Origin of the sequence: Streptomyces sp. NPDC055962 (genome assembly GCF_042270185.1) — a bacterium.
Taxonomy (GTDB): Bacteria; Actinomycetota; Actinomycetes; order Streptomycetales; family Streptomycetaceae; genus Streptomyces.
The window spans coordinates 98,481-123,519 of record NZ_JBHJYN010000006.1 but is presented as its reverse complement, the minus strand read 5'-3'; the positions used below and the strand labels follow the sequence as shown (position 1 = coordinate 123,519).

Genomic DNA, 25,039 nt, shown 5'->3' with positions numbered 1-25,039 from the left:
GGGCGGGATGCCGGGGAGCGGTCGGCAAGCCCGGCCAACCGCCCCGCCGCCATCGTCGAAACTTTCGCCGGACCCGAACTCCACGACGGGAATCCACGACGCTCGGACACCGACCGTCGCAAGTCGCGAGCCGTCTACGCAGGTAGAGTCACCAACTCCCCTCATATGAGCGCACATTCACTCGGAAACATTTCGGAAATGCAGCGTTGACGCGTCGTCACGTTGCGCGCATACTCTCCCTCGCTCCCCTTGTTCCACAGCTCACACCCCGTCGGCGGCAACGTCCCCGGGGGTGTGCGACGACAGCTGCACAGCACCTCGAACGGTCCGATCCCCCTGCCCGGGCGTCCGGTTCGACGCGCCCGGCAACCGGAAGAAGAGGCTGGAATAGTGATGGCCCAGATACCCCCCGGCGGCGTCCCCGCCCGCCCGCAGCCGCCGGCCCGCGTCAGACGCGCCCTGTCGCTCGTCACCGCGGGTGTCCTCGCCGCAGCCGGTGTCGTCGCGCTCGCCGGCAGCGCCGAGGCCACCGGTGCGCTCGGCGACGCCGCGGCCGCCAAGGGCCGCTACTTCGGCACCGCGGTGGCGGCCAACCACCTCGGCGAAGCGGCCTACGCGTCCACGCTGGACGCCCAGTTCGACTCGGTCACGCCGGAGAACGAGATGAAGTGGGACGCGGTCGAGAGCACCCGCAACGCGTTCAGCTTCTCCGCCGCCGACCAGATCGTCAGCCATGCCCAGAGCAAGGGCATGAAGGTCCGGGGCCACACGCTCGTGTGGCACTCGCAGCTTCCCGGCTGGGTGAGCGGCCTGAGCGCGACCGACCTCCGCTCGGCCATGAACAACCACATCACCCAGGTGATGACCCACTACAAGGGCAAGATCCACTCGTGGGACGTGGTGAACGAGGCGTACCAGGACGGTGGCAGCGGCGCCCGGCGCAGCTCGCCGTTCCAGGACAAACTCGGCAACGGCTTCATCGAGGAGGCGTTCCGCACCGCCCGTACGGTCGATGCCGGCGCCAAGCTCTGCTACAACGACTACAACACCGACGGGCAGAACGCGAAGAGCAACGCGGTCTACGCCATGGTGAAGGACTTCAAGGCGCGCGGGGTCCCGATCGACTGCGTCGGCTTCCAGTCGCACTTCAACAGCAACTCGCCCGTCCCCTCCGACTTCCAGGCCAATCTGCAGCGCTTCGCCGATCTCGGTGTCGACGTGCAGATCACCGAGCTGGACATCGAGGGGTCCGGGTCGGCGCAGGCCGCGAACTACACCAAGGTGGTGAACGCCTGCCTGGCCGTCACGCGCTGCACGGGCATCACGGTCTGGGGCGTGACGGACAAGTACTCGTGGCGCAGCAGCGGCACTCCGCTGCTCTTCGACGGCGACTACAACAAGAAGCCGGCGTACGACGCGGTGTTCGCCGCGCTCGGCGGAACGGGCGGGGGTGGTGACGACGGCGGCGGTGACGGCGGCGGGAGCACCGGGGCCTGCACCGCGACGTACACGCAGACCTCGACGTGGAACGGCGGATACAACGGACAGGTGACCGTCAAGGCGGGCAGCGCGGGCATCACCACCTGGACGGTTCCGGTGACCATCCCGTCGGCCCAGACCGTGTCCGCGGTCTGGAACGGCACACCGACGACCGCGGGCAACGTGATGACGGTCAAGCCCACCTGGAACGGGACACTCGCGGCCGGCGCCTCGACCAGCTTCGGATTCACCGTCTCGACGAACGGCAGCACCGCGGCGCCCGTCGTCGGCACCTGCACCGCCTCCTGAGCGACCCGGAAGCCGCGACCAGCTCTCCGGGATGCGGCTTCCGGCATCCGGCTCCCGGCGGGACAGGACGGGCGAGGCCCGCACCCTCACCGTCCTGGCCCGGCCGGACGGGACGGAGGCGCGTCGAGCCCGCGCTCGGCCGCCCCGCCCCTCGAAGCGCTCCGCTCCGCCCCCGCCTTTCGTGCGGCCGGGCGGGGCGGAGCGTTCCGTGTCCCTCGGCCGGAGGCTTCCGGGTCGCGGGCACGGCGCAGAACCTGATCGGCGACGGGCCCGGGGCCGTGCTGCGCCCCGGCTGCAAGTCGGTCACGGTGGCCCTCTCCGACCCGCCCCAGCAGCGGCCCTCGGTGGTGCTCGACCTGGCCCGGCCTCACGGTCGGCGCCGCGGACCACGGAGTCCGCGCAATGACGACGTGCCGGGACCTGTAGATCACCGCGGGCACGGCCGGTCCGCACGGCGCGCCCCTCGACCTCACCCGGTCCGCACGGCGCGACCCTCGACCTCACCCGGTCCGCACGACGCGACCCTCGACCTCACCCTGAAGTGGAGGTGGACCCATGCTGTTCGTGCCCCTGGGCGGCTGCGCGCGTACCGGCCGGGGCCCGAGGAGCCCGCCGACGTCGACGCGTTCCGGGAGAGGACCCTCCACGGAGGCGTCCCACCACGAGGAGCGCCCTCGGCCACGCCCGTCTCGTCCTGGACGACCGGGGGCAGGGCGGCCCCCGGCTTCCTCACCCGCGGGATCGAGGACTCGTACCGGCACCTCGGGCGCCTCGCAGATCACGGACTCGGGCGCGTACGCGGAGGTCGCCCGCCGGCTGTCCCCCACCGCCACCGGATCGGGGACGGCATGGAGACCCTCTCCTCCTTCGGCGGGGTCGACCTCGCGGCGCGGGCGACGGCCCCCGCCTGGTTCTCCGTGGGGCCGATGGACCGGATCTGCCCGTCGTCGACCGTGCTCGCGGCCTACCACGCCTATGCGGGACCCGCAGAGCTGGAGGTGTTCACGTACAACGGCCGCGACGGCGGCGCGGAGTACGTCCTGCCGCACGACCCGGCCGCGCCGCGCGGAGTGTTCCGCCACTGAGACCGCAGGAGGCACTGGGGCCGCCGAGGCGCTGAGGTCCGAGGTCCTGAGGTCTCAGGGGGCCGTGGTCACCGGCCCAGCACCGCCATGGCGGCGTTGTGGCCGGGCACCCCGCTGACCCCTCCGCCGCGCACCGCGCCCGCCCCGCAGAGCAGCACGTTGGCGTGGGCGGTCTCCACTCCCCACCGGCCCGTCTCCCCGGTGGCGTACGGGAAGGAGAGGTCCCGGTGGAAGATGTGGCCGCCGGGCAGCCTCAGGTCCCGCTCCAGGTCGAGGGGTGTCTTCGCCTCGATGCAGAGCCTCCCTTCGGCGTCGAGGGCCAGGCAGTCGGTGATCGGCTCGTCGAGATGGGCGTCGAGTTCGGCCAGGGTGGCTTCGAGCAGACGGGCGCGCGTCGTGCCGTTGTCGGCCGTGAAGAGCCGCGCGGGGGTGTGCAGCCCGAAGAGCGTGAGGGTCTGGTAGCCGCGGGCCGCGAGATCCGGACCGAGGATCGACGGGTCGGTCAGGGAGTGGCAGTAGATCTCGGAGGGCGGGGCGGTGGGCAGACGTCCGGCGTCCGCCTCACGGTAGGCGGTGGCAAGCTGCTCGTACCCCTCGGCGATGTGGAACGTGCCGGCGAAGGCCCGGTGCGGGTCGACCGTACGGTCACGCAGCTTCGGCAGCCGCGTGAGCAGCATGTTCACCTTGAGCTGGGCGCCTTCGGCCGGGGCGGGCGGCTCCTCGCCGAGGAGCTCGGACAGTGCCTGGGGCGACGCGTTGACCAGGACCTGGGCCGCGCCGACGACGTGTTCGCCGCCGGGTGAGCGGACGGTGACCTCGGCGCGGGTTCCGTCGGTCTCGATACGGGTCGCCTCGTGCAGGACGCGGATCTCGGCGCCCGCCGAGCGGGCCGCCTCGGCCAGGGCGTCGGTGAGCGCGCCCATGCCGCCGACCGGGACGTCCCAGTCCCCCGTGGAATTACCGATCACGTGGTAGAGGAAGCAGCGGTTCTGGACGAGGGACGGGTCGTGGGCGTCGGCGAAGGTGCCGATCAGCGCATCGGTGAGGACGACTCCGCGGACGAGGTCGTCGGCGAAGTTCTCCTCGACGGCGACGCCGATGGGCTCCTCGAACAGCAGGCGCCAGGCTTCCGCGTCGTCCACGCGTGCCCGGAGTTCGCCGCGGGCCGGCAGGGGTTCGGTGAGCGTCGGGAACACCCGCCCGGCCACCCGCGCCGTCATGCCGTAGAAGCGCTGCCATGCCTCGTACTCCCGGTCGTCGCCCGTCAGCGCGGCGAAGGAGTCCCGGGTGCCGTCCCCGCCGACGAGCAGCCCGGTGGCCCGGCCGTCGCGCACCGTCGGAGAGTACGAGGAGACGGTCCGTTTCCTCACGGCGAAGTCGAGGCCGAGCTCACGGACGACCTTCCGGGGCAGGAGCGACACGAGGTAGGAGTAGCGGGAGAGCCGGGCGTCGATCCCGTCGAAGGGACGGGTCGAGACGGCGGCTCCCCCGGTGCTGCCCAGACGCTCCAGGACGAGCACGGACCGGCCGGCACGGGCGAGGTAGGCGGCGGCGACCAGTCCGTTGTGGCCACCGCCGACGATCACGGTGTCGTAGGCGGAGCGTGCGGGAGTGCCGGGTGAGGCCGTCTCGTCTGCGGGCATGTCCCTTCCTAACACGGGACGATCGCCGCTGGACAGGGGTGCCGGCCCGTGGCCGACGAGGCGGGGGCACGCGTGCCCCGGAGACCGAGGGCCGCCTGACGGTCTGTGGGGCCGGCAGCCGACCGGGCCACGCCCTTCGCCCGGCCCGCCCGGTCCACGGGTGCCCGAGCACCCTTCCGACGGGGCGCGTCGGCCGGTCGGCGGGCAGCCACCGCGCGGGCTCGGGGTGCCCTGGACCGGGACCTGGGGGTCAGTGCTGCGGCGTCGCCCGCTGCCGCCGCAGGTCGTCGATGCGCCGGTGGAGGTCCGCCGCTTCCGTGCCGCGGCCGAGCCGTTCCAGACAGTGCGCCTCGTCGTTGCGGCTCGCCAGGGCGTCGGCGTGGTCGGCGCCCAGCACGCGTTCCCTGCTCTCGGCGACCGCCCGGTAGTGGACGAGCGCGTCGGCCCAGCGGCCGAGCCAGCCCAGGCCGACGGCCACCTCGCGCCGGCTGACGAGCGTGTCCGGATGGTCGGGCCCCAGGGTGCGTTCACGGATCGCGCAGACCTCCCGCGACTCGGCGAGCGCCTCCTCCCAGCGCGCCAGGCGGCCCAGGTTGACGCCGAGGCCGTGCCGGGCGCGCAGGGTCTCGGGGTCGGTGGGACCGCTGACGCGCGCGCGAACCTCGGCCAGCGCGGCGTAGAGTTCCAGGGCTTCGGCGCTGCGGCCCAGTCTGCCGAGGCTGATCCCCTCCTCGTAGCGCGCCGCCAGGGTGTCGGGATGGTCGGCGCCGAGTGTGGTGGCGCGTGCCCGAGCCACCTCACGGTAGGTCTGCAGGGCCTCGGTCCAGCGGTCCAGCCGGCCGAGCGTGCAGGCCACCTCGTAGAGCGTGACCAGGGTGTCCGGGTGCGTCTCTCCGAGCAGCCGGCCGCGGGCGTCCGCCACCTCGCGGGCCATGCGGCAGGAGTCCTCCAGGCGGCCCAGTCTGCTGAGGTTGAAGGCGAGGTTGTGACGGCAGCGCAGGGTGTCGGGGTGGTTCGGACCCATGGAACGCTCCCGCGAGGCGAGCACCGCGGCGTAGACCTGGTGGGCCTCGAAGTGGCGGCCGAGCCGGCCGAGGACGTACGCCGTCTCCTGGCGGGCCGCGAGGGTCTGCGGGTGGTCGGGGCCCAGGACGCGCTCGCGGCCGTCGGCCACCAGGGCGAACTCCCGGAGGGCGTCCGCCGGGTGACCGGTGCGGCTGAGGCTGAAACCGACCTCGTACCTGCTGGCGAGGGTGTCCGGGTGGTCGGGACCGAGGGCCCGCTCCCGTTCCGCGGCGACGGCGCGGTGTGCGTCGCCCGCCTCCTCCCAGCGGCCCAGACGGCCCAGGTCGAGCGCGCTGCTGTGCCGGCCGGCGAGGGTGGCGAGCAGTCCGGGGGCCGGGGTGGGGCGGTCCGTCCCCGAGGGCGGGGGGCCGCCGGTGAGGGCCCCGCCGGCCCCCGTCGTCCATGCACCGGTCAGCGCGGCCGCCTGCTCGATGGCCGCCGTCCCGGGGTACGCCGCACGTGCCGCCCTGTGACCGGTGGTCATGTTGCGGGTCCAGGAGGGCAGCCGGGGCGCCGTGCCACCGGGCTGCGCGACCGGGACGGGCGGCGCCGGGAGGACGGTCCTGCCTGCCGCCGGCTGTTCACCGGTGCGCCCCAGCGTGATGCGCCGGCGCAGGTCGCCGGCGTCGGCAGGCCGCTCCCCCGGCGTCTTGGCGAGCAGGTCCAGGACGACGTCGTCGAAGAACCCGGGGAGCTCGGCACGGTGGGAGCGCGGCGGCTCGGGGACGGTGTCGCGGTGGCCGACGAGCACGCCCCAGGCGTCGTCCATGTCGAACGGCGGGACGCCCGTGGCGATCTCGTACAGCACGCAGCCCAGGGAGTAGAGGTCGCTGCGGTGGTCGACCTCCCCGCCGCTGATCTGCTCCGGCGACATGTAGTGCGGGGTGCCCATCGCGATGCCCGTGCCGGTGAGGCGGGAGGTGAAGCCGATGTCACGGCCGAGCCGGGCGATGCCGAAGTCACAGATCTTCACCGCCCCGTCGTCGAGGCGCATGATGTTCGCGGGCTTGAGGTCGCGGTGCACGATGCCCTGCCGGTGGGTGTAACCGAGGGCGTCGGCCACCTGCTCCGCGATGTCGACGACGTCCTCCACCGGCAGCGGGTGCTGCTTGTTGTCCTCCAGGAGCTGGCTGAGGTTGCGGCCTTCCAGGAGCTCCATGACGAGGTAGAGGACACCGTCCGACTCGCCGAAGTCATGGACGACGGTGACTCCGCGGTGCTGGAGCGCCGCGGCCACCCGGGCCTCGCGGCGGAAGCGCTCGCGCACCACCCGGGTGAAGTTCTCGTCGTGCTGCGGACCCAACGGTTTCAGGCACTTGACGGCCACCTGCCGCCCCAGCGACTCGTCGCGCGCACGCCACACCTCGCCCATGCCGCCGCGCCCGATCAGATCGAGCAGCCGGTACCGGCTCTGAATCAGCCTGGTCTCCGCCATCGCCTGTTGCCGCCCCCGTCTGCCTCACTGCCCGCTATGGCTGCTGCGCCCTCCCCGGCCCGTCCAGTATGGCTGCCTGTCTGCGGAGTTCGTACGGGGCGGGGCGACTGCCGGGGCCGAGCCGTGCCATCGCCTTCACGATGTGCTGGGGCGGCAGCCGCCAGCGGAGGCCGGCGGGAACGGAGCGCAGGGCGGTTCCCGTGAGGCGCAGGCGGCGGTCGACCCCGGCCCGGGGCGGGGCGGCTCTGCCGTACAGCTCGTGGGCGTAGGCGGGCAGGGAGTCGTAGGCGAGTGCGGCCACGCGCCGCCAGATCAGGGCGCGCGCGGGCACCAGCAGGGCGGGGACCGGCGGGTCGCGCAGGAAGTCGTCGACGTCGGACGCCTCCGGACCCGCGGCGAGCACGGGCCGGACCTCTGCGAAGTAGGCGGCGAGGGCCCCGGTCGTCGCCGGGACGTCCGCCGGGTCGAGGCCGACGAGACGGGCGGACTCACGCTGTTCGTCGATGTAGCGGTCGGCCTGGCCCGCGGTCAGCGGGAACCCGGAGCGGAGCTGGACCTGGAGGTAGGAGTCGACCTCGGCGCAGTGCACCCAGAGCAGCAGGTCCGGCTCGTCGATGCGGTAGACCTCGTCGGTGTCCGGGTCGGTGGCCGCGAGGTGCCGGTGGATCTTGCGCACACGGGCGCCGTACCTCTCGGCGGACCGTGTGGTGCCGTAGGTGAGCGTGCCGACGAAGTCGGCGGTGCGCATCAGGCGGCCCCAGGCGTCGTCGCGGAAGTCGGAGTTCTGCATGACTCCGCGGACGGCGCGTGGATGGAGGGCCTGGAGGTACAGGGCACGTACGCCGGCCACCCACATCATGGGATCCCCGTGCATCTGCCAGGTGACGGAGTCCGGACCGAACAGTCCCGGGTCTGGATCGTTCATCGGCTCGTGCCTTCCCGTTCGGCGGCGGGACCTGGTCGGTCGACGCGTCGGGGCGCGGTCGTGACGCGTGGAGGGGCGTTTCCACTCAGTTCCATGGATACCGCAACCGAGCGCGTTCCGGGGAGGGCCGGTGCCGTGCGGACCGTGTCCGGGTGCGGTCCGCACGGCACCCGGACACGGGTCAGCGCTTGACGGCCCGCAGGACGACGAACTTCGGGTCGCCCGCGACGGTGACGCAGTTCCCGAAGATGCGGCGCAGCTGGGTGTGGTAGCCGAGGTGCCGGTTGCCGACGACCCACAGCTCTCCGCCCTGGCGCAGCGCGGAACGCGCCCCGTGGAACATGTTCCGCGCCGTGGCGTCGGTGACCGCCTGGTGCGAGTGGAACGGCGGGTTGGTGAGGACGAGGTCCACACTGCCCGGGGGCACGTCCTCCATCGCGTCGCCGACCAGGAAGTCGGCCTTGGCGTCCGGCCCGGCGTTCTCGTGGAAGGTCGCCTCGGCGGAGGCGACCGCCTGGTACGACTCGTCGATGAAGGTGACGGTGGCATCGGGGTTGGCGAGGGCCGCGGACGTGCCCACGACGCCGTTCCCGCAGCCGAGGTCGACGACCCGGTCGGGCCCCGACCGCTGCGGGAGGTGCTTCAGGAAGAAGCGGGTGCCGATGTCCAGGCGTTCCGCGCAGAAGATCCCGGCGTGGTTGGTGACGGTACGGCCGGAGACGGCGCCGACGTCGTCAGGCAGGTCGTAGTGGTACGGCCAGGGGCTGGGGGTCCTGGGCAGGGCGGGATCCGGGGTGCAGAAGATGAGCCGCGCCTTCTTCACCGCGAGGGAGGTGCGGGTGGGGCCGATGATCCGCTCGAACAGCTTGAGGGTCGAGGTGTGGATCTCCTTCACCATGCCGGTGCCGATGACGACGGTGCCGGCGTGCACGGCGGGCGCGAGCCGGTGGAGCTGGTCCTCCAGGAGCGCGAGGCTCTTGGGCACCCGTACGAGCAGCAGGTCGATGCGTTCCGGCGGTGTGTCACGCACGGAGAGCAGGCGCACCGGATCCGGTGCCAGGCCGTTGCGCGCGAGGTTGGCCAGCGTGGCCCGCCGGGCGAGGTACGAATCGGTGATCTGTACGGGGCCGTGCGCGGCCAGCACCGTGGTGAGCGCACCCCAGCGGTCCCCGACGACGGCGACGGTGCCGGAGACCGGGACCGGCTCGCTCCCCTCCGCCCCCTCCAGCCGGCGCAGCAGGTACTCGTCGGCGGCGTCCCACGCACGGAGCGGGTCGCGCGGGTTCTCGGGAAAGCGGGCGAGATCGAATTCGCCCTGTGACGTCGTCAAACGGTTCATATTGCGTTCAGGCTAGCCGAGTGGCGGGGAGCGCCCCGCACGCTCCCCGCCACGGGATGCCGCCGGCCTCTAAGGGAGCCGCTTGTCCATGGCCGACCGGCCTTCCTCGGACAGCCTGCGCTGTGCCCATGCGAGGCTCTCGGGGGTCAGGTCCCGCCCGGAGGCGAGCACCAGATCCTCCGCGGTGGGCTGATCGTTGCCGCCGGTGTGCAGCAGACGGTCGGGGGTCACCCCCCGTACCTCCGGCGCGGATACGAATTCGGGCTCTTCGCTCATACCGCCTCCTCGTCCTTGCGGTCATTCTCGCGCCCGGGCGGCACGCGCGCATCCGTTGTCCCGGCGGGGCCGGAGAAGCTGTCACTTGACTTGCACATGATGAATACGCAACGTTCACACGACCGGCACCGTGCGTGTGGAAGGCTCCCGACCGAGCAGACAGCATCCGGCCACCACGACACCGTCCCGCCGCCCCGGAGAGGACACCCCACATGTCCGTTCGTCGCCGTTTCTACGCGCGTCCACTACTCGCGACCGCCGCCTCGATCGCCGTTCTCACCGGCGTCGCGGCCACCGCGCCCGCCGCCACCCCCACGGCCGCCGGCTCCCCGTCGTCGGCCACCGCGCTCGACGACACCTACTACCAGGACGCCCTGGGCAAGACCGGCACCGCGCTCAAGAGCTCGCTGCACACGATCATCAGCGACCAGACCAAGCTCTCCTACAGCCAGGTGTGGGACGCCCTGAAGGCCACCGACGAGGATCCGGCCAACTCCTCGAACGTGATCCTCCTCTACACCGGCCGCTCACAGTCCAAGAGCAGCAACGGGGGCAACACCGGCAACTGGAACCGCGAGCACGTCTGGGCCAAGTCCCACGGGGACTTCGGCACCTCGACCGGACCCGGCACCGACATCCACCACCTGCGCCCCACGGACGTCCAGGTCAACTCCATCCGCGGCAACAAGGACTTCGACAACGGCGGCAGCGCGGTGTCCGGGGCGCCCGGCAACTACACCGACGGCGACTCCTTCGAACCGCGCGACGCGGTCAAGGGCGACGTCGCCCGGATGATCCTCTACATGGCGGTGCGGTACGAGGGCGACGACGCCTTCGCCGACCTGGAGCCCAACGACAGCGTGAGCAACGGATCGGCCCCGAACATAGGGCGGCTCTCGGTGCTGAAGCAGTGGAGCCAGGAGGACCCGCCGGACAGCTTCGAGCAGAACCGCAACGAGGTCATATTCGAGCAGTTCCAGCACAACCGGAACCCGTTCATCGACCACCCCGAGTGGGTCGAGGCCATCTGGTAGGACTCAGCCAGGTCCGGCCATGACCTCCGCGCAGTGCGTGGCGGCCTCCTCGCGGGTGCCGAAGCGCGGCAGGTCCTGGCCGGTCCGCTCCCGGACCAGATCCGGCGGTCCCAGCCGGCCACCGGGGTCGACCACCGCCGCACGCCGGCCCTCCCGCGCGAGCCGGGACAGGCCTGCGTGCAGAAGTTCGAGGGCGACGGCATCGACGCCGGTCACCTCGCGCAGGTCGAGCACCACCGAGACGGCCCGCTCGGGCCCCGACTCGTCCAGGGCGTACAGCACACGCTCGGCGGCGGTGAAGTCGAGGGAGCCCTGCGCCGCCACGACCCCCACGCGTTCCCGCAGCGCGCGCTCCCGTCGTCCCGGCGGCGACGAGGGGAGGACGTCGGCGGTGGTGACGAGCGTGACGGTGGAGCCCGGCAGCGCGGGATTCCTCATGAGGTGGAGCCCCAGCCGTTCCGAGAGCGCTCCGAACGCCGCGTGACCGCGCACGGAGATCCCCGCGGTGTCCAGCGGCGGACTGTAGGCGGCCAGGCCGAAGCGGGCCGGACCGGCGGCGATCAGGCCGCCCGACACCCCGCTCTTGGCGGGCAGCCCGACCTTCAGCAGCCAGTCGCCGGAGGCGTCGTACATCCCGCAGGTGGCCATGACCGCGAGGGCCTGCGCCGCGACCTCGGGGGACACGACCCGCTCCCCGGTGACCGGATTGACCCCGCCGTGCGCCAGGGTGGCCGCCATCACCGCGAGATCGACGGCGGTGGCCCGGACGGCGCACTGCCGGAAGTAGGTGTCCACCGCGGCGACCGGATCGACGGGCAGCGTCCCCGTGCTGCGGATCAGATAGGCGAGCGCCCGGTTGCGGTCGCCGGTCGCCGCCTCGGAGGCGTACACGTCCTCGTCGACGTCGAGCTTCCGCCCGGCGAACCGGCTGAGGCAGGTCAGGATGCGCTGGAAGGCGGGTACCTCACGGCTGTCGGGGACGAGTGCGGTGGTGACGATCGCGCCGGCGTTGACCATCGCGTTGGCGGGCCGGCCGGTGCGGGGTTCCAGGCTGATGGCGTTGAACGCCTCACCGCTCGGTTCGGCACCCACCCAGCGGCCCACCTCGTCGAGGCCGAGCGCGGCCAGCGCGAGGGCGTAGACGAAGGGTTTCGACACCGACTGCAGGGTGAAGGGCGTGTCCGCCGTGCCCGCGCTGTAGGTGTGCCCGTCCATGCTGACCAGGGCAAGTCCGAAGTCGTCGGGATCGGACCGGGCCAGCTCCGGGATGTAGTCGGCCGGCCGGCCTCGCGCAGTCCGGCGAAGCGGCGGTGGAGGTCGCGCAGCGCGTCGGTGACGGCCTCGGACGCGCTCACCGGCGGCCCTCCGCGTGCGGCGCGGGACCCGCCGGGAGCGCGCCCTCCCCGGTCACTCCGCCTCGTCGCCGAAGATCTCGCGGAGCTTGGCCTCGCGCTCCGTGTCGAGGTTGCTGTGCAGCAGTTCGGCTCCCCCGCCGGGCAGCGACTCGCTGATGCGGCCGGGGACCTCGTCCATGGTCAGCAGGAACAACGCGGACGTCCCGGGCGTCACCTTCTCCTTGACCTCGGCGATGAACTCGTCGTCGATGCCCACGTCGGCGAGCCTCCCGCCGAGCGCCCCGGCCGCGGCGCCGATGGCCGCGCCCAGCAGCGGCATCAGGAAGATGAGACCGAAGAGCATGCCCCAGAACGTCCCGCTCAGCGCGCCCGCGCCGACGAGGTTGAGCAGTTGCTTCGTCTTCGGCTTGGAGCGCTCGGCCGGCCAGGTCACGACGGCGGCGTCGAGGATCTTGACCAGCCCCTCCTTCTGGAGGGACTTCAGCTCCGTCTCCACGTTCTCCGCACCCTCGGCCGTCTGGAACTTCCACACAGTGAGCGTGGACATCGCACGCACCTCCGGAAAGGAAAGGAATAATTCGCTCATATTAGGATCAAAAGGTATGAATTGACTCGTCGAACGATCCGCCCCGCGACCAGGGGCGGCTCCAGCACCGCGGACCCAGAGCCCTCCGGGAGGGAACGATGGATACGGACGCCCTGACGCCGGACCTGTTGCAGAGACTTCGCGCGACCAGGCCCTATCCGGCCGTGTCCCTGACGATGCCGACCCACCGCCGGGCACCGGACAACGCCCAGGACGCCGTGCGGCTGCGGAACCTCGTGGCCGAGGCCGGCAGCCGACTGGACGCCGATCCCCGCGTGAGCGCCGAGGCCCGGGCCGCGGTGAAGGCACAGCTCGACCGCGCGGTGGCCGAGGTGGACCAGCGCCGCGCCCTGGAGTCCCTCGTGATTCTCGCGGACACCGACGAGTACCAGATCTGGCAACTCCCCCGCACCGCCCCCGCACGAGTGGTCCTGAGCGACAGCTACCTGACCCGCAACCTCGTGGCGGCCAAGGCCGGGGCCCAGCTGTTCTGGGTGCTCGCCCTGTCCGCGGAGCACGCCTCCCTCTTCTCGGGCACGAACGACGGACTGCGCCCCGAGGAGCGCGACGGCTTCCCGCTCACCGCCCCGCACGAGGAGCCCAACCCGCAGCGCGAGGAGCGGATCGGCGACACCCCGAGCACCTACAGCAGCGAGGACGCGCGCAACTTCCTGCGCACGGTCGACGAGAAGCTGCGCGCGGTCCTGGCGGCGGACCCGCGCCCGCTGTTCGTGGTCGGGCTCCCGCCCGCCCTCGCCCTGCTCGACGAGGTGGGCGAGAGCGCGAAGTCCGCCGTCGGGAGGGTCGCGAAGGGCACGACCGCGGACACGACCGCGCCCGAGCTCCTCAGGGAGCTGGAACCGGCCCTGGCCGACCGGCACCGGCAGGCGGCCGCCCGCATCCGGGAAAGGCTCGACAACGCCCACAGCAGCCGATCGTTCGCGGGCGGGCTCGACGAGGTGTGGCAGGCCGTACGGGAGGGACGGGCCGGCCTGCTGGCGGTCGAGGAGCACTTCGAGCAGACGGTCAGGGTCACCGACGGGCACCTGGAGCCGGTGGGCGCCGACGTCACCCCGGCCGCGGACGGCCAGGTGCGCGAGGACATCGTCGACGAGCTCGTCGAAGCGGCGCTGGACAACGGCTGCGAGGTGGCCTTCGTCGCCGACGGCTCCCTCACGGGCCACGGCCGGCTCGCGGCGGTCCTTCGCTTCTGACCGCGTGTCCCTACGTGAGGATTATGTGAATGATGTCTAGGTTTGGCGCTCCGAAGTCGATCTCACCTCGTTGATCTCGCCGATCACGTCGTGCACGAAGGAGAGCCATTCATGGACCGATTCAGGCGCGCTTCGGCGGCAGCCCTGCTCACGGCGGTGGTACTGGCCGGCGCGGTGGGCGGGGCAGCGGCGTCGTCCGGTGTCCCCGCGCCGCCGTCCGGGGAGCGCGCTCAGGACCTGGCCTCCCGGCCGGCCCTCTCCGCCCACGCGACCGCACACACCGTCGCGGCCTGGGAGGAGTTCCGCATCCACGGCTCCGCCCGCAACGTCGGTTCCGGCACCCCCGTCACCCTGCAGCAGAAGCAGGGCACGCGCTGGGTGTCGCTGCCCGCCACGATGAAGACCCTCCGCAGCGGTGAGTACAGCCTGCGCGTGAAGCTGGGCATGAAGGGCGAGAACGCCCTCCGGATCGTCGGCGGCGGGGCCGTGTCGCCGGTCGTGCGCACGATCGTGAGCTGAACGTCCCGGACGCACCGCGGCCGGCCTGCTGCCTCGCAGGCCGGCCGCGGTGCGTCCGGGAGGGAACCGGTCAGCCTTCCCAGGCCCAGTCGGCCACCTCGGGCAGGTCCGTACCGTGCTCCCTGATCCAGGCGTGATGACGGGTGCGGGCATCCGCCATCGCCTGCCGCACCGCCACGGCGCGGACCCCCAGACCGGGCACCCGGTCGACCACGTCCATGACCAGCCGGTAGCGGTCCAGGTCGTTGCGGACCACCATGTCGAAGGGCGTGGTGGTGGTCCCCTCCTCCTTGTAGCCCCGGACGTGGAGGTGGTCGTGGACCGCGCGCCGGTAGGCGAGCCGGTGCACCAGCCAGGGATAGCCGTGGTAGGCGAAGATCACCGGCTTGTCCCGCGTGAACACGGAGTCGAACTCCGCGTCCGGCATGCCGTGCGGGTGCTCCTCGTGCGGCAGCAGCCGGGTCATGTCGACGACGTTGACCACGCGCACGGCCAGCTCCGGGAGGTGACGCCGCAGCAGCCCGGCCGCCGCCATCGTCTCCAGCGTGGGTACGTCCCCGGCGCACGCGAGCACGACGTCGGGCTCACGGCTGCCGTCCTCGGTGCCGGCCCACTCCCACACCCCGGCACCCCGGGCACAGTGCGCGCGTGCCTCGTCGAGCGTGAGCCAGTCGAAGCCCGGCTGCTTGCCGGCGACGATCACATTGACGTAGTCGCGGCTGCGCAGCACGTGGTCGGCGGTGGACAGCAGCGTGTTGGTGTCCGGCGGCAGATAGACCCGGACGACCTCCGGGCTCTTGTTGAGGATGTGGTCGACGAACCCGGGGTCCTGGTGCGAGAAGCCGTTGTGGTCCTGACGCCAGACGTGCGAGGTGAGCAGGTAGTTCAGCGAGGCGACGGGCGCCCGCCAGTGCAGCCGGCGCGAGGTGCGCAGCCACTTGATGTGCTGGTTGACCATGGAGTCGACGATGTGGGCGAAGGCCTCGTACGAGGAGAACAGGCCGTGCCGTCCGGTGAGGAGGTACCCCTCCAGCCATCCCTGGCAGAGGTGTTCGGAGAGGACCTCCATCACCCGGCCGTCGCGGGCCAGGTGCTCGTCCGTCGGGAGGACCTCCGCCTGCCATGCCTTGCCGGTCGCCCCGTAGAGCGCGCCCAGGCGGTTGGACTCGGTCTCGTCGGGGCCCACGACCCGGAAGTCCCTCCGTCCGGCGGTGGCCGCCATGACGTCCTGGAGCAGCCCGCCCAGGATCCGGGTGGGTTCGTGCAGGACCGTCCCCGGCCTGTCGACCCGCACTGCGTGGCGCTCCAGGGGAGGGAGCGGCAGGTCCCGCAGGAGCAGCCCGCCGTTGGCGTACGGCGTCGAGCCGAGCCGGGCCGGACCCTCGGGGACGTACTCCAGCACCTGCGCGGTGGGCCGTCCGTCTGCGTCGAAGAGTTCACCGGGCCGGTAGGACCGCATCCACTCCTCGAGCTGGCGCAGGTGGTCGGGGTTGTCCCGGACGCCGGGCAGCGGGACCTGGTGGGCGCGCCAGGTGTTCTCGACGGGCAGTCCGTCGACCTCCTCGGGACCGGTCCAGCCCTTGGGGGTGCGCAGCACGATCATCGGCCAGCGGGGACGCGCGGACGCGCCGCCTGAGCGGGCCGCGCTCTGGTACTCCCCGATGCGGTCCAGGGCGAGGTCCAGGGCGGCGGCCATGGCGCGGTGGACGGCTGCGGGCTCGTCCCCCTCGACGTGGATCGGGTCGTGGCCGTATCCGCGCAGGAGCGCGTCGAGTTCGTCATCGGGCAGCCGTGCGAGCACCGTCGGGTTCGCGATCTTGTATCCGTTGAGATGGAGGATCGGGAGTACGGCGCCGTCGTGCACGGGATCGAGGAACTTGTTGGAGTGCCAGGACGCGGCGAGCGGCCCGGTCTCCGCCTCGCCGTCCCCGACGACGCAGGCGACGAGGAGGTCCGGGTGGTCGAAGGCCGCGCCGTAGGCATGGGTGAGCGCGTAGCCCAGCTCGCCGCCCTCGTGGATGGACCCGGGGGTCTCCGGGGCGACGTGGCTGGGCACGCCGCCGGGGAAGGAGAACTGCTTGAACAGGGCGCCCATGCCGGCGCGGTCGCGGCCGACATCGGGATACGTCTCCGCGTAGCTGCCCTCCAGCCAGGAGTTGGCGAGGACGGCGGGGCCGCCGTGGCCGGGCCCCCAGACGCAGAGCGCCTGCCGGTTCCGTTCCTTGATCACCCGGTTGAGATGGGTGTGGACCAGGTTCAGCCCGGGTGAGGTGCCCCAGTGGCCGAGCAGCCGGGGCTTGATGTGTCCGGGGGCAAGCGGCTCCTCCAGGAGCGGGTTGGCCATCAGGTAGATCTGGCCGACCGCCAGGTAGTTGGCGGCCCGCCAGTGCGCGTCGAGCGCCGCGACCTCGGTGTCGGTCAGCGTGGACGGGGCGGGCGGGGTGCGGGCGTCGGTCATGGGGCGTCTCCTGGGCGGGGCTCAGCGTGCGTCCGGGTCGGGGCCGTACCAGACGGTGGTGGCGTTGCAGAACTCGCGGATGCCGTGGCCCGCCAGTTCCCGCCCGTAGCCGGAGCGCTTCACCCCGCCGAACGGCAGCGCGGGGTGGGAGGCCGTCATGCCGTTGAAGAAGACTCCGCCGGCCTCCAGGTCGCGTACGCAGCGGTCCATCTCTCCCTGGTCACGCGTCCAGACGTTGGAGCTGAGCCCGAAGGGGGTGTCGTTGGCCAGTTCCACGGCCTCGTCCAGGTCCGCGACCCGGTAGAGCGTCGCCACCGGGCCGAAGGTCTCCTCGCGGTGGATGCGCATGCCGGGGGTGATCCCGGTGAGCACGGTGGGCTCGTAGAACCAGCCGCGGTCCAGCCCCTCGGGCCGGCCGCCGCCGCACAGCGCGGTGGCGCCCTCGGCGAGGGCGTCGTCGACGAGCTCCTCCAGGTCGGCTCGGCCCTGTTCGCTGGAGAGCGGTCCCACGTCGGTGGACTCCTCCAGCGGGTCGCCGACGGCGAGGGCGCGCATCCCCGCGGTGAACCGTTCGGCGAACGCGTCGTACACGTCCGTGTGGACGATGAAGCGCTTGGCCGCGATGCAGGACTGGCCGTTGTTCTGGACGCGGGCGGTCACGGCGGTCGCGGCGGCCTTCTCGACGTCGGCCGAGGGCAGCACGAGGTAGGGGTCGCTGCCGCCGAGTTCCAGCACGGTCTTCTTCACCTCGTCACCGGCGACGGAGGCGACGGCGCGGCCGGCCGGTTCGCTGCCGGTGAGTGTCGCCGCGGCGACGCGGGGGTCGCGCAGGACCGCCTCCACGGCGCCCGAGCCGATGAGGAGCGTCTGGAAGCAGCCGGCGGGGAATCCGGCCCTCGTGAAGAGGTCCTCGATGTAGAGGGCCGTCTGCGGCACGTTCGACGCGTGCTTGAGCAGGCCGGTGTTGCCCGCCATGAGGGCGGGCGCGGCGAAGCGCATGACCTGCCAGAGCGGGAAGTTCCACGGCATCACGGCGAGGACGACGCCGAGCGGCCGGTAGTGGACCCGGGCCCGCGCGGCGCCGGAGTCCTTCACGTCGGTGTCGTCGGGGTGCTCGTCCGCGAGCAGGCGTTCGGCGTTGGCGGCGTACCAGCGCATCGCCTTGGCGCACTTGGCGGCCTCGGCGCGGGCCGCCTTGACCGGCTTGCCCATCTCGGTGGTCATGGTGCGGGCGATGTCCTGCTGGTCCTCGTCGAGGAGGTCGGCCGCACGGTTCAGCAGGCGGGCCCGCTCGGCGAAGCCGGTGGTGCGGTGGTCGCGGAACGCCCGGTGCGCGGCGGCGAGCCTGCGCTCGGTCTCCTGCTCGTCCAGGGCGTCGAATGTCCTGAGTGTCTCGCCGTTCGCGGGGTTGACCGTCGCGATGGGCATGGCAGTGCCTCCTTGCTCTGTTGTCCGACCGTCCCGCGCCCTGGGGCGGCGCGCGACTCGGGCCCCCACGCACACGTACCCGGCCGGAGCGGATCATGCGTGCCGGGAGCACGCCGTCCGCACCGGCCGGGCCGTCACCGGGCCGTGCTCACACCAGTTCGGCCACCGGCGTGGTCCCGCCGGTCCTCGCGCCGTCCTGGGCCGGGCCTCCGAGGAACGTGAGGCCGCCGGGGAGCGGCGTACGCGGCAGCAGTCCCGTGGTGCAGGGAGCCTCGGCGTAGCGCGTGAACCACACGACCTTGCCGTCGGCGGTGCGGCAGGTGCCCCAGCTGTCGCTGAGGGCCATGACGCGGCTCAGGCCGCCGCCACCGCCGTCGAGGAGCCGGGGCATCCGGGAGTCGTCGTCGGCCACGGACACCGTCAGGTGCCGGCCGTTCCAGCGGAGTTCGACGACACAGTGCTGGTCGTCGCCGACGTGTCGCTGGACGTTCGTCAGGAGCTCTTCCGCCGCCCGGCACACCGGCCGGACGTGCAGGTCGAGACTCCAGTGACGAAGGTGTGCGGCGACTATGCGCCGCAGCTGGGAAATGCGCTCTGCCGACACCTGCAGTTCGACCAGATAGTGCCGGTCGAGTGGAACGGTCATCGTCGAGGCTCCTCACTGCGAGGGCTCACGTGCTTCACCCCGTCTGAACCAACGACCCCCGAACACGAAGCGTGAGCAGTAATCACTTCTGGGTCACTCATCAGGGTGACCCCGGGGGGCCGGTTGCGCAACCGAGGGGCACGGCCACGGGGTGTCACGGCAGGTAGGGCAGCAGCCGGTCGGGGGTGAGGGGCAGTTCGCGCAGCCGGGCGCCGGTGGCGTGGCGTACGGCGTTCCCGATCGCGGCCGCGGTCCCCACGATGCCGATCTCGCCGATGCCCTTGCTGCCCATCGGATTGAGGTGCGGGTCGTCCTCGTCGATCCAGTGCGCCTGGATGTCGGGGACGTCCGCGCAGGACGGCACGTGGTACGAGGCCAGGTCGCTCTCGGTGAAGTCGCCGAAGGCCGGGTCCATGGTGCTGCTCTCGGTGAGGGCCATGCCGAGGCCCATCACCATGCCCCCGATGAACTGGGAGCGCGCCGTACGGGAGTTGAGGATGCGTCCGGCGGCGTACACGCCGAGCAGCCTGCGCACGCGCACCTCACCGGTGAGGGAGTCGACGGCCACCTCGGCGAAGTGCGCGCCGAAGGCGTGCCGGGAGTACGGGGACTCCTGCGCGGTCTCCTCCCCGGTGTCGGCGGTGACGGTGAGGCCCTCCGGCGGGAGCGGTCCCGTGTGCGCGGCGATCCGCCGCACCAGTCCGGTGGCCGCCTTGTGGACGGCGGAGCCCCAGGAGGCGGTGCCCGACGAGCCGCCCGCGACGGACGCGGTGGGCAGGTCGCTGCTGCCGATGTCGACCCGTACGTTCTCGGGGGCCGTTCCCAGGACCGAGGCGGCGATCTGCGCCAGGACGGTGCGGGCGCCGGTGCCGATGTCGGTGGCGTTCACCCCGACGCGGTACGAACCGTCCGCCGCGGCGTGCGCGGACGCCGCCGACTTCGAGACGAGCACGGGGTACGTGGCCGACGCGACCCCGGTGCCGAGCAGCCAGGGGCCCTCCTGCCGGGTGGCGGGCTGCGGGTCCCGGCCGGACCAGCCGAAGAGCCGTGCGCCCTCGGTCAGGCACGCCGCGAGGTTGCGGCTGCTGAACGGGCGCCCGCTGTCGGGTTCGGCCTGAGGTTCGTTGCGCAGGCGCAGTTCGACCGGGTCGATCCCGAGGGCGCACGCCAGTTCGTCCATGGCCGACTCCAGGGCGTACATGCCCGAGGCCTCCCCCGGTGCGCGCATCCACGACGGGCTGGGCACGTCGAGGGCCGCGACCCGGTGCTCCGTACGGCTGTGGGGCGAGGCGTACATGATGCGGGCGGGTACGGCGGCCTGCTCGACGAACTCCTTGATGCGGGAGGTGTGCGTGACGATCTCGTGGGAGACGCTCGACAGGACGCCGTCCCGGCCGGCGCCCAGCCGCACGCGCTGCAGTGTGGGTGCGCGGTGCCCGACGATCGCCGCCATGTACCGCCGGGGCAGGGCGAGCTGGACCGGGAGCCCGGTGTGCCGCGCCGCCATGGCGGCGAGGACGGACTGGGGACGCGGAGTGCCCTTGGAGCCGAAGCCGCCGCCGACGTGCTCGGAGACGACGGTGACGCGGTCCCGGTCGATGCCGAGGGCCTGGGCGAGGCTGTTGCGTACGGCGGTCGAACCCTGGCTGGAGTCGTGGACGGTCAGGCGCCCGTCGTCCCACCGGGCAGTGGAGGCGTGCGGTTCCATGGGGTGGTTGTGCAGCGCCCGCATGGTGTAGACGGCGTCGATGCCCACGGGAGCGGCCTCGAACGCGCGCATCGCGTCACCGCGTTCGCGCAGCCCCGGGTGGCCGCCGTTGGCCTCCTCGGGCGTGTAGAGGCCGGGGTGGTCGCCGGTGAGGACGACGTCGTGGCCGGTGGTGGCGTACTCCACGTGCACGGCCGCCGCCCCGGCCCGCGCGGACTCCGATGTCCCGGCCAGGACGAGGGCGACGGGCCAGCCCCGGTGCGGCACCCGGTCGTCCTGGAGGAGGGCGAGGATCGGGTCGTCGGGCTCCTCCAGCCGCGGCGCGTTGTCATGGGTCAGGACGGTGTGCACCCCCGGCACGGCGAGGGCGTCGGCGGTGCGGATCGCGGTGACGCGCCCGCTCGCGACGGTGGCGGGGACGATCCAGCCGTACAGACAGCCGGGCGTGGTGTGTTCCGCGGCGTAGCGGGCGGTGCCGGTGACCTTGTCCCGGCCCTCGCGGCGGACGACGGGCGCGCCGAGCGCCCAGGGGGTCTCGCTCATGACGGAAGTCCTCGGTTCTGGTGCGGGTCAGGCGGATGCGGGCCGGTCGTTGAGTTCGGTGAGGGCGCCGACGGCCAGCCGGCGGGCCAGGTCCACCTTGAAGCCGTTGTCGCGCAGGGGCCTCGCGGCCGCGAGTTCGGCCTCCACCGCGCGCGCGAAGGCGTCCTCGGTGGCGTGGGCCCCGCGCAGCACGTCCTCGGCCACCCGGGCGCGCCAAGGCCGGTGCGCGAGCCCGCCGAAGGCGAGCGCGACCCGGTCGACGCGGCCGTCGCGCACGCTGAGCACGACTGCGACGGAGGCCAGGGCGAAGGCGTACGAGGCGCGGTCCCGGGCCTTCCGGTACAGCGAGACGGCGCCTGCGGGAGGCGGTGGCAGCACCACTTCGGTGATCAGCTCGCCGGGGCGGATCACCGTGTCCTGGTCGGGGTTGTCGCCGGGCAGCCGGTGGAAGTCGGTCACGGGCACGGTCCGCTCCCCCTCGGGTCCGTGCAGCTGCACGGTGGCGTCGAGCGCGGCCAGGGCGACCGCCATGTCCGAGGGGTTGGTGGCCACGCAGTCCGGGGAGTGGCCGAGCACCGCGAGGTCGCGGTGGGCGCCCTCGCGGGCCGGGCAGCCCGAGCCGGGTGACCGCTTGTTGCAGGGCTTGGAGATGTCCTGGAAGTACGGGCACCGGGTGCGCTGGAGCAGATTCCCGCCGGTGGTGGCGGTGTTGCGGAGCTGCCCCGAGGCACCGGCCAGCAGGGCCTGCGTGAGGGCGGGGTAGGTGCTCCGCACGTCGGGGTGCGCCGCGAGGTCGCTGTTGCGCACGGTCGCCCCGATCCGCAGGCCGCCGTCGTCCGTCCGCGCCACCCGGTCCAGGGGCAGACGGCTGACGTCGATGAGCAGGGCCGGCGACTCCACCCCGAGTTTCATCAGGTCGACGAGGTTGGTCCCGCCTCCCAGGAACCGGGCGCCGGGGTGTCCGGCACCCGCGCGGACGGCTTCGGCCACGGAGCCGGGGCGCAGATAGGCGAAGGGTTTCACGGGGCCACGTCCTCGATCGCCTCGACGATGTGCGGGTAGGCGCCGCACCGGCAGAGGTTGCCGCTCATCCGCTCCCTGATCTCCTCCGCGCCGAGCGGGGCCGGCCCGTCGGCGGTGAGAGCCCCCGGCGGTGTGACGTGGGAGGGGAAGCCGTCCTCGGCCTCACCGAGCATGCCGACGGCGGAGCAGATCTGCCCGGGGGTGCAGTAGCCGCACTGGAGCGCGTCCCGCTCCAGGAAGGCGGCCTGCACGGGGTGCAGCCCGTCGCCCTCGGCCAGTCCTTCGACGGTGGTGACGTGGGCGCCCTGCTGCGCGACGGCGAGCAGGAGGCAGCTGTTGGCGCGCCGGCCGTCGACGAGGACGGTGCACGCCCCGCACTGTCCGTGGTCGCAGCCCTTCTTGGCGCCGGTGAGTCCGAGGTGCTCGCGCAGCGCGTCCAGCACGGTGGTGCGGTGATCGAGCGTCAGTGTCCGTGCGGTGCCGTTGACGTGGAGCGTGAAGGTGGAACGGTCGTCAGGGAGCGGCGCGGGCGCCGCCCCCTCGTCGACGGTCCCCGGGGTGGCATTCATGTGCGCGTACCTTCCGGGAGGGGTGGTGCGGTCGTCAGGAGGGACGGTGGCTCTCCAGCCGCAGGCGGATCTCCTGTTCCTGGTCGCCCGCCGCCGTTCCGACGAGCCGGACGGTGAACGCGTCCGCCAGGTGCTTGCGGAGGCGGTCGACCGCCCAGTAGCCGCCCTGCGCCTCGACCATCACCGGCGCGGAGAGCTGAGCGGGCCCGGGAGCGGTCTTCGCCTCGGAGACGTCGACGGTCGCCGTCCACACGGTGGGGCGGGTGTCCGAGGCGTCCTCGGGCGTGTCGCTCGCCGGACGGTCGGAGAGGAACGAACGGCGCAGTACGTCGAACACCGTGCGCGCGTCCTCCTTCGGGCAGCCGGTCACCGCCACCACGACGTCGCCGCTCTCCTGGTGCTCCTGCGTCTGCTCCTGCGTGCTGTTCACCCTGGTATTCCTTTCACTGGGGACGCCCGAGCGCTGCCCGGTGCCCTCCCGCTGGGGCCGATCGTGTGACGGGGGGCCTTCCTCAGGAGCGAGGACCCCGGAGACTGGGCGGACGGAGATCCCTCGGGAGGTGCGCATCAGCGGTCCTCCCGGGACGTCACCGACGGCACGCGGGGGCGCGCCGCCACGGCCCGTGTCTCCCGCGCCACCGGGGTCTCTCCCTCTGCCCGGAGACCGCCGCCGGGCTCCTTCCGGTGCTCCGGGCGGAGTTCCTGATCCCATCGCGTTCCCTCCAGCAGTCCGGGGACTCTCTCAAGGCTCACCCCACGGCCCCGTGTCGGCGACACGAGCGGCGGCCGGGAAACGGGCAGGTCCGCGAACGCTCGCGTACCCGGCCCACGCCGGGGAAACATGGGGCCGGCGCCGGTTCACATCGCACTGTCCGGAGAGAAATGAACCATGTGAAACGCTTTTACCGTGACGTCCTCATAAAACATGAATTCGTGTCAGCGGCTGTCTGTGATCGATTCCGCGGGGTATGCGCCAAGCATGGACGTAACAAACGGAGCAAGGGACTCGCTCGCCGTCATCCTGGCCGACGACGGACCGGGCGCGGTGGGTGTGATCGTCGGCATCGCCGGTCTTGCCGTGGTGATCCTGCTGATCGGTGGCTTCTGGTTCGGGATGCGGCGCCGGGACAAGGAGTCACCGCCCCCGCGCCCCGAGGAGCAGCCGCCGCGTCCGGACCACCGGACGGAGATCCAGGAGAGCGGCAGGCACCACCCGGACCGCTTCCCCGAGGACGGCCGGGCGATGACCCCGTACGAACTCAGCGACCGCGGTAACGAGGTGATCCCGCCGCAGGAGGACGACGACCGGCGTGACTGACGCCCGGAGCGCACCGCCCGCCGTGCCCGGGCCGTTCCCGTCCCACCGTCGATCGGAGGATCATGAAACCGGGGGGCATATGAACCAGCCGGAGTCCGACCGCAGGACCCGTGTCACCGTCCTGGTCGCTCTCGCGGCCAATCTCGTGATCGCGGCGGCGAAGACCGTGGGCGGGCTCCTCTCGGGGTCCCCCGCCCTCCTGTCCGAGGCCGCCCACTCGGTGGCGGACAGCGTGAACGAGGTCTTCCTGCTGGCCGCCCTGCGGCGCAGTCACCGTCCTCCCGACGCCCGCCATCCCTTCGGGTACGGCAAGGAGCGCTACTTCTGGTCGCTGCTCGCCGCCGTCGGCATCTTCGTGGTCGGCGGCTGCTTCTCGTTCTTCCAGGGCTTCGAGGCGCTGGGCAGCGACGAGCAGGAGTCACCCGAGGGGTACACGGTCGGCCTGATCGTCCTCGGTGTGGCCTTCCTCGCCGAGGGCGGCTCGCTCGTCCGGGCGCTTCTCCAGCTCCGCCGGGAGAAGGGCGCGGCCCGTGACCCGGCGTTGCGCACGGTGATCGCCGAGGACAGCACGGCCGTGCTGGGTGTGCTGCTGGCCATGGCGGGGATGGTGCTGCACCTGGTCACGGGAGACGTCGTGTGGGAGGGCTCGGCCTCCCTGGGGATCGGTCTGCTGCTGGTCTACGTCGCCTTCCGGCTCGGCAAGGACGCCCGCGACCGGCTGATCGGGGAGTCCGCGGACCCGGATCTGCGCCAGGGGGTGGAGGAGTTCCTCACCTCCCAGGACGAGATCGACAACGTCGCTGCCCTGTTCACCATGGGTCTGGGCCTCGACTCCGTGCTGGTGGCGGCCCGGGTCGACCTCGCGCCCGGCATCGACAGCGAAGAGGTCGAGCGGGTGTCCGTACGGATCAAGCGGTCGATCGCCCGGAGCTGGCCGGAGGCAGAGCACGTGTTCCTCGACATCACGAACGCGCCGCCGAGGGGCGGGGTGTGATCGCGGCTTCCGCGTGTTGCGGGAGTCGCCGACGCGCATGAGGCTGGTCCTGGCCCCGCGGCACCGAAGAAGTCATGCCGCAGAACGA

Annotated in this window: 20 protein-coding genes and 1 pseudogene; 7 read left to right on the top strand and 14 right to left on the bottom strand. The window is 72.4% G+C overall.

Annotated features, from left to right (window positions below; translation table 11 throughout):
- Positions 1–393 precede the first annotated feature (393 nt).
- Positions 394–1,788, top strand: coding sequence for an endo-1,4-beta-xylanase (locus ACFC51_RS19130; RefSeq protein ID WP_376529771.1), 1,395 nt, complete (start codon positions 394–396; stop codon positions 1,786–1,788).
- Between the two features lie 848 nt (positions 1,789–2,636).
- Positions 2,637–2,873: an acetylxylan esterase gene (locus ACFC51_RS19125; protein ID WP_376529769.1), complete on the top strand. Its 237-nt coding sequence runs from the start codon at positions 2,637–2,639 to the stop codon at positions 2,871–2,873.
- Between the two features lie 68 nt (positions 2,874–2,941).
- Here the strand turns inward: ACFC51_RS19125 and ACFC51_RS19120 are convergent, their stop codons facing one another.
- The 5 genes from ACFC51_RS19120 to ACFC51_RS19100 form a co-directional block, all read right to left on the bottom strand.
- Positions 2,942–4,516, bottom strand: coding sequence for a phytoene desaturase family protein (locus tag ACFC51_RS19120; RefSeq protein WP_376529767.1), 1,575 nt, complete (start codon positions 4,514–4,516; stop codon positions 2,942–2,944).
- Positions 4,517–4,766: 250 nt separating this feature from the next.
- Positions 4,767–7,016, bottom strand: a complete 2,250-nt coding sequence (locus tag ACFC51_RS19115; RefSeq protein ID WP_376529765.1) for a tetratricopeptide repeat protein — start codon at positions 7,014–7,016, stop codon at positions 4,767–4,769.
- A gap of 34 nt (positions 7,017–7,050) precedes the next feature.
- Positions 7,051–7,941: an oxygenase MpaB family protein gene (locus ACFC51_RS19110; protein ID WP_376380288.1), complete on the bottom strand. Its 891-nt coding sequence runs from the start codon at positions 7,939–7,941 to the stop codon at positions 7,051–7,053.
- Positions 7,942–8,122: 181 nt separating this feature from the next.
- Positions 8,123–9,280 (bottom strand): methyltransferase, encoded by a 1,158-nt coding sequence (locus ACFC51_RS19105; protein WP_376380290.1) that lies wholly within the window; start codon positions 9,278–9,280, stop codon positions 8,123–8,125.
- Positions 9,281–9,349: 69 nt separating this feature from the next.
- Positions 9,350–9,556 (bottom strand): hypothetical protein, encoded by a 207-nt coding sequence (locus ACFC51_RS19100; RefSeq protein ID WP_376380293.1) that lies wholly within the window; start codon positions 9,554–9,556, stop codon positions 9,350–9,352.
- Positions 9,557–9,768: 212 nt separating this feature from the next.
- Between ACFC51_RS19100 and ACFC51_RS19095 the strand changes: the two genes are divergently transcribed.
- A complete protein-coding gene (locus tag ACFC51_RS19095; protein ID WP_376380296.1) occupies positions 9,769–10,590 on the top strand; it encodes an endonuclease I family protein in 822 nt (273 codons plus the stop codon).
- Between the two features lie 3 nt (positions 10,591–10,593).
- Here the strand turns inward: ACFC51_RS19095 and glsA are convergent.
- Together glsA and ACFC51_RS19085 are read right to left on the bottom strand one after the other, a co-directional pair.
- A pseudogene (gene glsA / locus ACFC51_RS19090) lies at positions 10,594–11,945 on the bottom strand (glutaminase A).
- 52 nt (positions 11,946–11,997) lie between these two features.
- Entirely contained in the window at positions 11,998–12,492 is a 495-nt protein-coding gene (locus tag ACFC51_RS19085) for a DUF1269 domain-containing protein (RefSeq protein ID WP_376380302.1), read from the bottom strand.
- Between the two features lie 137 nt (positions 12,493–12,629).
- Here ACFC51_RS19085 and ACFC51_RS19080 point away from each other — a divergent pair, with 137 nt between their 5' ends.
- The gene (locus ACFC51_RS19080) at positions 12,630–13,745 is read left to right on the top strand and encodes a chemotaxis protein (RefSeq protein WP_376380304.1); all 1,116 of its coding nucleotides are present in this window, start codon (positions 12,630–12,632) and stop codon (positions 13,743–13,745) included.
- A 111-nt stretch (positions 13,746–13,856) separates the two neighbouring features.
- Positions 13,857–14,264 carry a hypothetical protein gene (locus tag ACFC51_RS19075; protein ID WP_376529764.1) on the top strand — a complete coding sequence of 136 codons (408 nt, stop codon included), beginning with the start codon at positions 13,857–13,859 and terminating at the stop codon, positions 14,262–14,264.
- 70 nt (positions 14,265–14,334) lie between these two features.
- Here the strand turns inward: ACFC51_RS19075 and ACFC51_RS19070 are convergent, their stop codons facing one another.
- From ACFC51_RS19070 to ACFC51_RS19040, 7 genes are all read right to left on the bottom strand, one after another.
- Positions 14,335–16,722, bottom strand: coding sequence for a phosphoketolase (locus ACFC51_RS19070; RefSeq protein ID WP_376529762.1), 2,388 nt, complete (start codon positions 16,720–16,722; stop codon positions 14,335–14,337).
- A 21-nt stretch (positions 16,723–16,743) separates the two neighbouring features.
- Entirely contained in the window at positions 16,744–18,150 is a 1,407-nt protein-coding gene (locus ACFC51_RS19065; RefSeq protein WP_376529760.1) for an NADP-dependent succinic semialdehyde dehydrogenase, read from the bottom strand.
- A 148-nt stretch (positions 18,151–18,298) separates the two neighbouring features.
- Entirely contained in the window at positions 18,299–18,796 is a 498-nt protein-coding gene (locus tag ACFC51_RS19060; RefSeq protein WP_376370491.1) for an ATP-binding protein, read from the bottom strand.
- A gap of 154 nt (positions 18,797–18,950) precedes the next feature.
- Positions 18,951–21,047, bottom strand: coding sequence for a xanthine dehydrogenase family protein molybdopterin-binding subunit (locus tag ACFC51_RS19055; RefSeq protein ID WP_376529758.1), 2,097 nt, complete (start codon positions 21,045–21,047; stop codon positions 18,951–18,953).
- Between the two features lie 27 nt (positions 21,048–21,074).
- Positions 21,075–22,070 carry an FAD binding domain-containing protein gene (locus ACFC51_RS19050; RefSeq protein ID WP_376370493.1) on the bottom strand — a complete coding sequence of 332 codons (996 nt, stop codon included), beginning with the start codon at positions 22,068–22,070 and terminating at the stop codon, positions 21,075–21,077.
- A complete protein-coding gene (locus tag ACFC51_RS19045; RefSeq protein WP_376370495.1) occupies positions 22,067–22,639 on the bottom strand; it encodes a 2Fe-2S iron-sulfur cluster-binding protein in 573 nt (190 codons plus the stop codon). Before ACFC51_RS19045 ends, ACFC51_RS19050 begins: the two co-directional genes overlap by 4 nt.
- A 34-nt stretch (positions 22,640–22,673) precedes the next feature.
- Complete coding sequence (locus ACFC51_RS19040; protein ID WP_376370497.1) at positions 22,674–23,069, bottom strand: hypothetical protein; 396 nt, start codon at positions 23,067–23,069, stop codon at positions 22,674–22,676.
- 549 nt (positions 23,070–23,618) lie between these two features.
- Here ACFC51_RS19040 and ACFC51_RS19035 point away from each other — a divergent pair.
- Both ACFC51_RS19035 and ACFC51_RS19030 read left to right on the top strand, forming a co-directional pair.
- Positions 23,619–23,957: a DUF6479 family protein gene (locus tag ACFC51_RS19035; RefSeq protein ID WP_376370499.1), complete on the top strand. Its 339-nt coding sequence runs from the start codon at positions 23,619–23,621 to the stop codon at positions 23,955–23,957.
- A 79-nt stretch (positions 23,958–24,036) separates the two neighbouring features.
- Positions 24,037–24,951 carry a cation diffusion facilitator family transporter gene (locus ACFC51_RS19030; RefSeq protein ID WP_376529756.1) on the top strand — a complete coding sequence of 305 codons (915 nt, stop codon included), beginning with the start codon at positions 24,037–24,039 and terminating at the stop codon, positions 24,949–24,951.
- Positions 24,952–25,039: the final 88 nt, after the last annotated feature.

Excerpts from the sequence above, each read along its gene's own strand:
- ACFC51_RS19130 (WP_376529771.1), top strand. The coding sequence starts at position 394 with ATGGCCCAGATACCCCCCGGCGGCGTCCCCGCCCGCCCGCAGCCGCCG.
- ACFC51_RS19125 (WP_376529769.1), top strand. The coding sequence starts at position 2,637 with ATGGAGACCCTCTCCTCCTTCGGCGGGGTCGACCTCGCGGCGCGGGCG.
- ACFC51_RS19120 (WP_376529767.1), bottom strand. The coding sequence starts at position 4,516 with ATGCCCGCAGACGAGACGGCCTCACCCGGCACTCCCGCACGCTCCGCC.
- ACFC51_RS19115 (WP_376529765.1), bottom strand. The coding sequence starts at position 7,016 with ATGGCGGAGACCAGGCTGATTCAGAGCCGGTACCGGCTGCTCGATCTG.
- ACFC51_RS19110 (WP_376380288.1), bottom strand. The coding sequence starts at position 7,941 with ATGAACGATCCAGACCCGGGACTGTTCGGTCCGGACTCCGTCACCTGG.
- ACFC51_RS19105 (WP_376380290.1), bottom strand. The coding sequence starts at position 9,280 with ATGAACCGTTTGACGACGTCACAGGGCGAATTCGATCTCGCCCGCTTT.
- ACFC51_RS19100 (WP_376380293.1), bottom strand. The coding sequence starts at position 9,556 with ATGAGCGAAGAGCCCGAATTCGTATCCGCGCCGGAGGTACGGGGGGTG.
- ACFC51_RS19095 (WP_376380296.1), top strand. The coding sequence starts at position 9,769 with ATGTCCGTTCGTCGCCGTTTCTACGCGCGTCCACTACTCGCGACCGCC.
- ACFC51_RS19085 (WP_376380302.1), bottom strand. The coding sequence starts at position 12,492 with ATGTCCACGCTCACTGTGTGGAAGTTCCAGACGGCCGAGGGTGCGGAG.
- ACFC51_RS19080 (WP_376380304.1), top strand. The coding sequence starts at position 12,630 with ATGGATACGGACGCCCTGACGCCGGACCTGTTGCAGAGACTTCGCGCG.
- ACFC51_RS19075 (WP_376529764.1), top strand. The coding sequence starts at position 13,857 with ATGGACCGATTCAGGCGCGCTTCGGCGGCAGCCCTGCTCACGGCGGTG.
- ACFC51_RS19070 (WP_376529762.1), bottom strand. The coding sequence starts at position 16,722 with ATGACCGACGCCCGCACCCCGCCCGCCCCGTCCACGCTGACCGACACC.
- ACFC51_RS19065 (WP_376529760.1), bottom strand. The coding sequence starts at position 18,150 with ATGCCCATCGCGACGGTCAACCCCGCGAACGGCGAGACACTCAGGACA.
- ACFC51_RS19060 (WP_376370491.1), bottom strand. The coding sequence starts at position 18,796 with ATGACCGTTCCACTCGACCGGCACTATCTGGTCGAACTGCAGGTGTCG.
- ACFC51_RS19055 (WP_376529758.1), bottom strand. The coding sequence starts at position 21,047 with ATGAGCGAGACCCCCTGGGCGCTCGGCGCGCCCGTCGTCCGCCGCGAG.
- ACFC51_RS19045 (WP_376370495.1), bottom strand. The coding sequence starts at position 22,639 with ATGAATGCCACCCCGGGGACCGTCGACGAGGGGGCGGCGCCCGCGCCG.
- ACFC51_RS19035 (WP_376370499.1), top strand. The coding sequence starts at position 23,619 with ATGGACGTAACAAACGGAGCAAGGGACTCGCTCGCCGTCATCCTGGCC.
- ACFC51_RS19030 (WP_376529756.1), top strand. The coding sequence starts at position 24,037 with ATGAACCAGCCGGAGTCCGACCGCAGGACCCGTGTCACCGTCCTGGTC.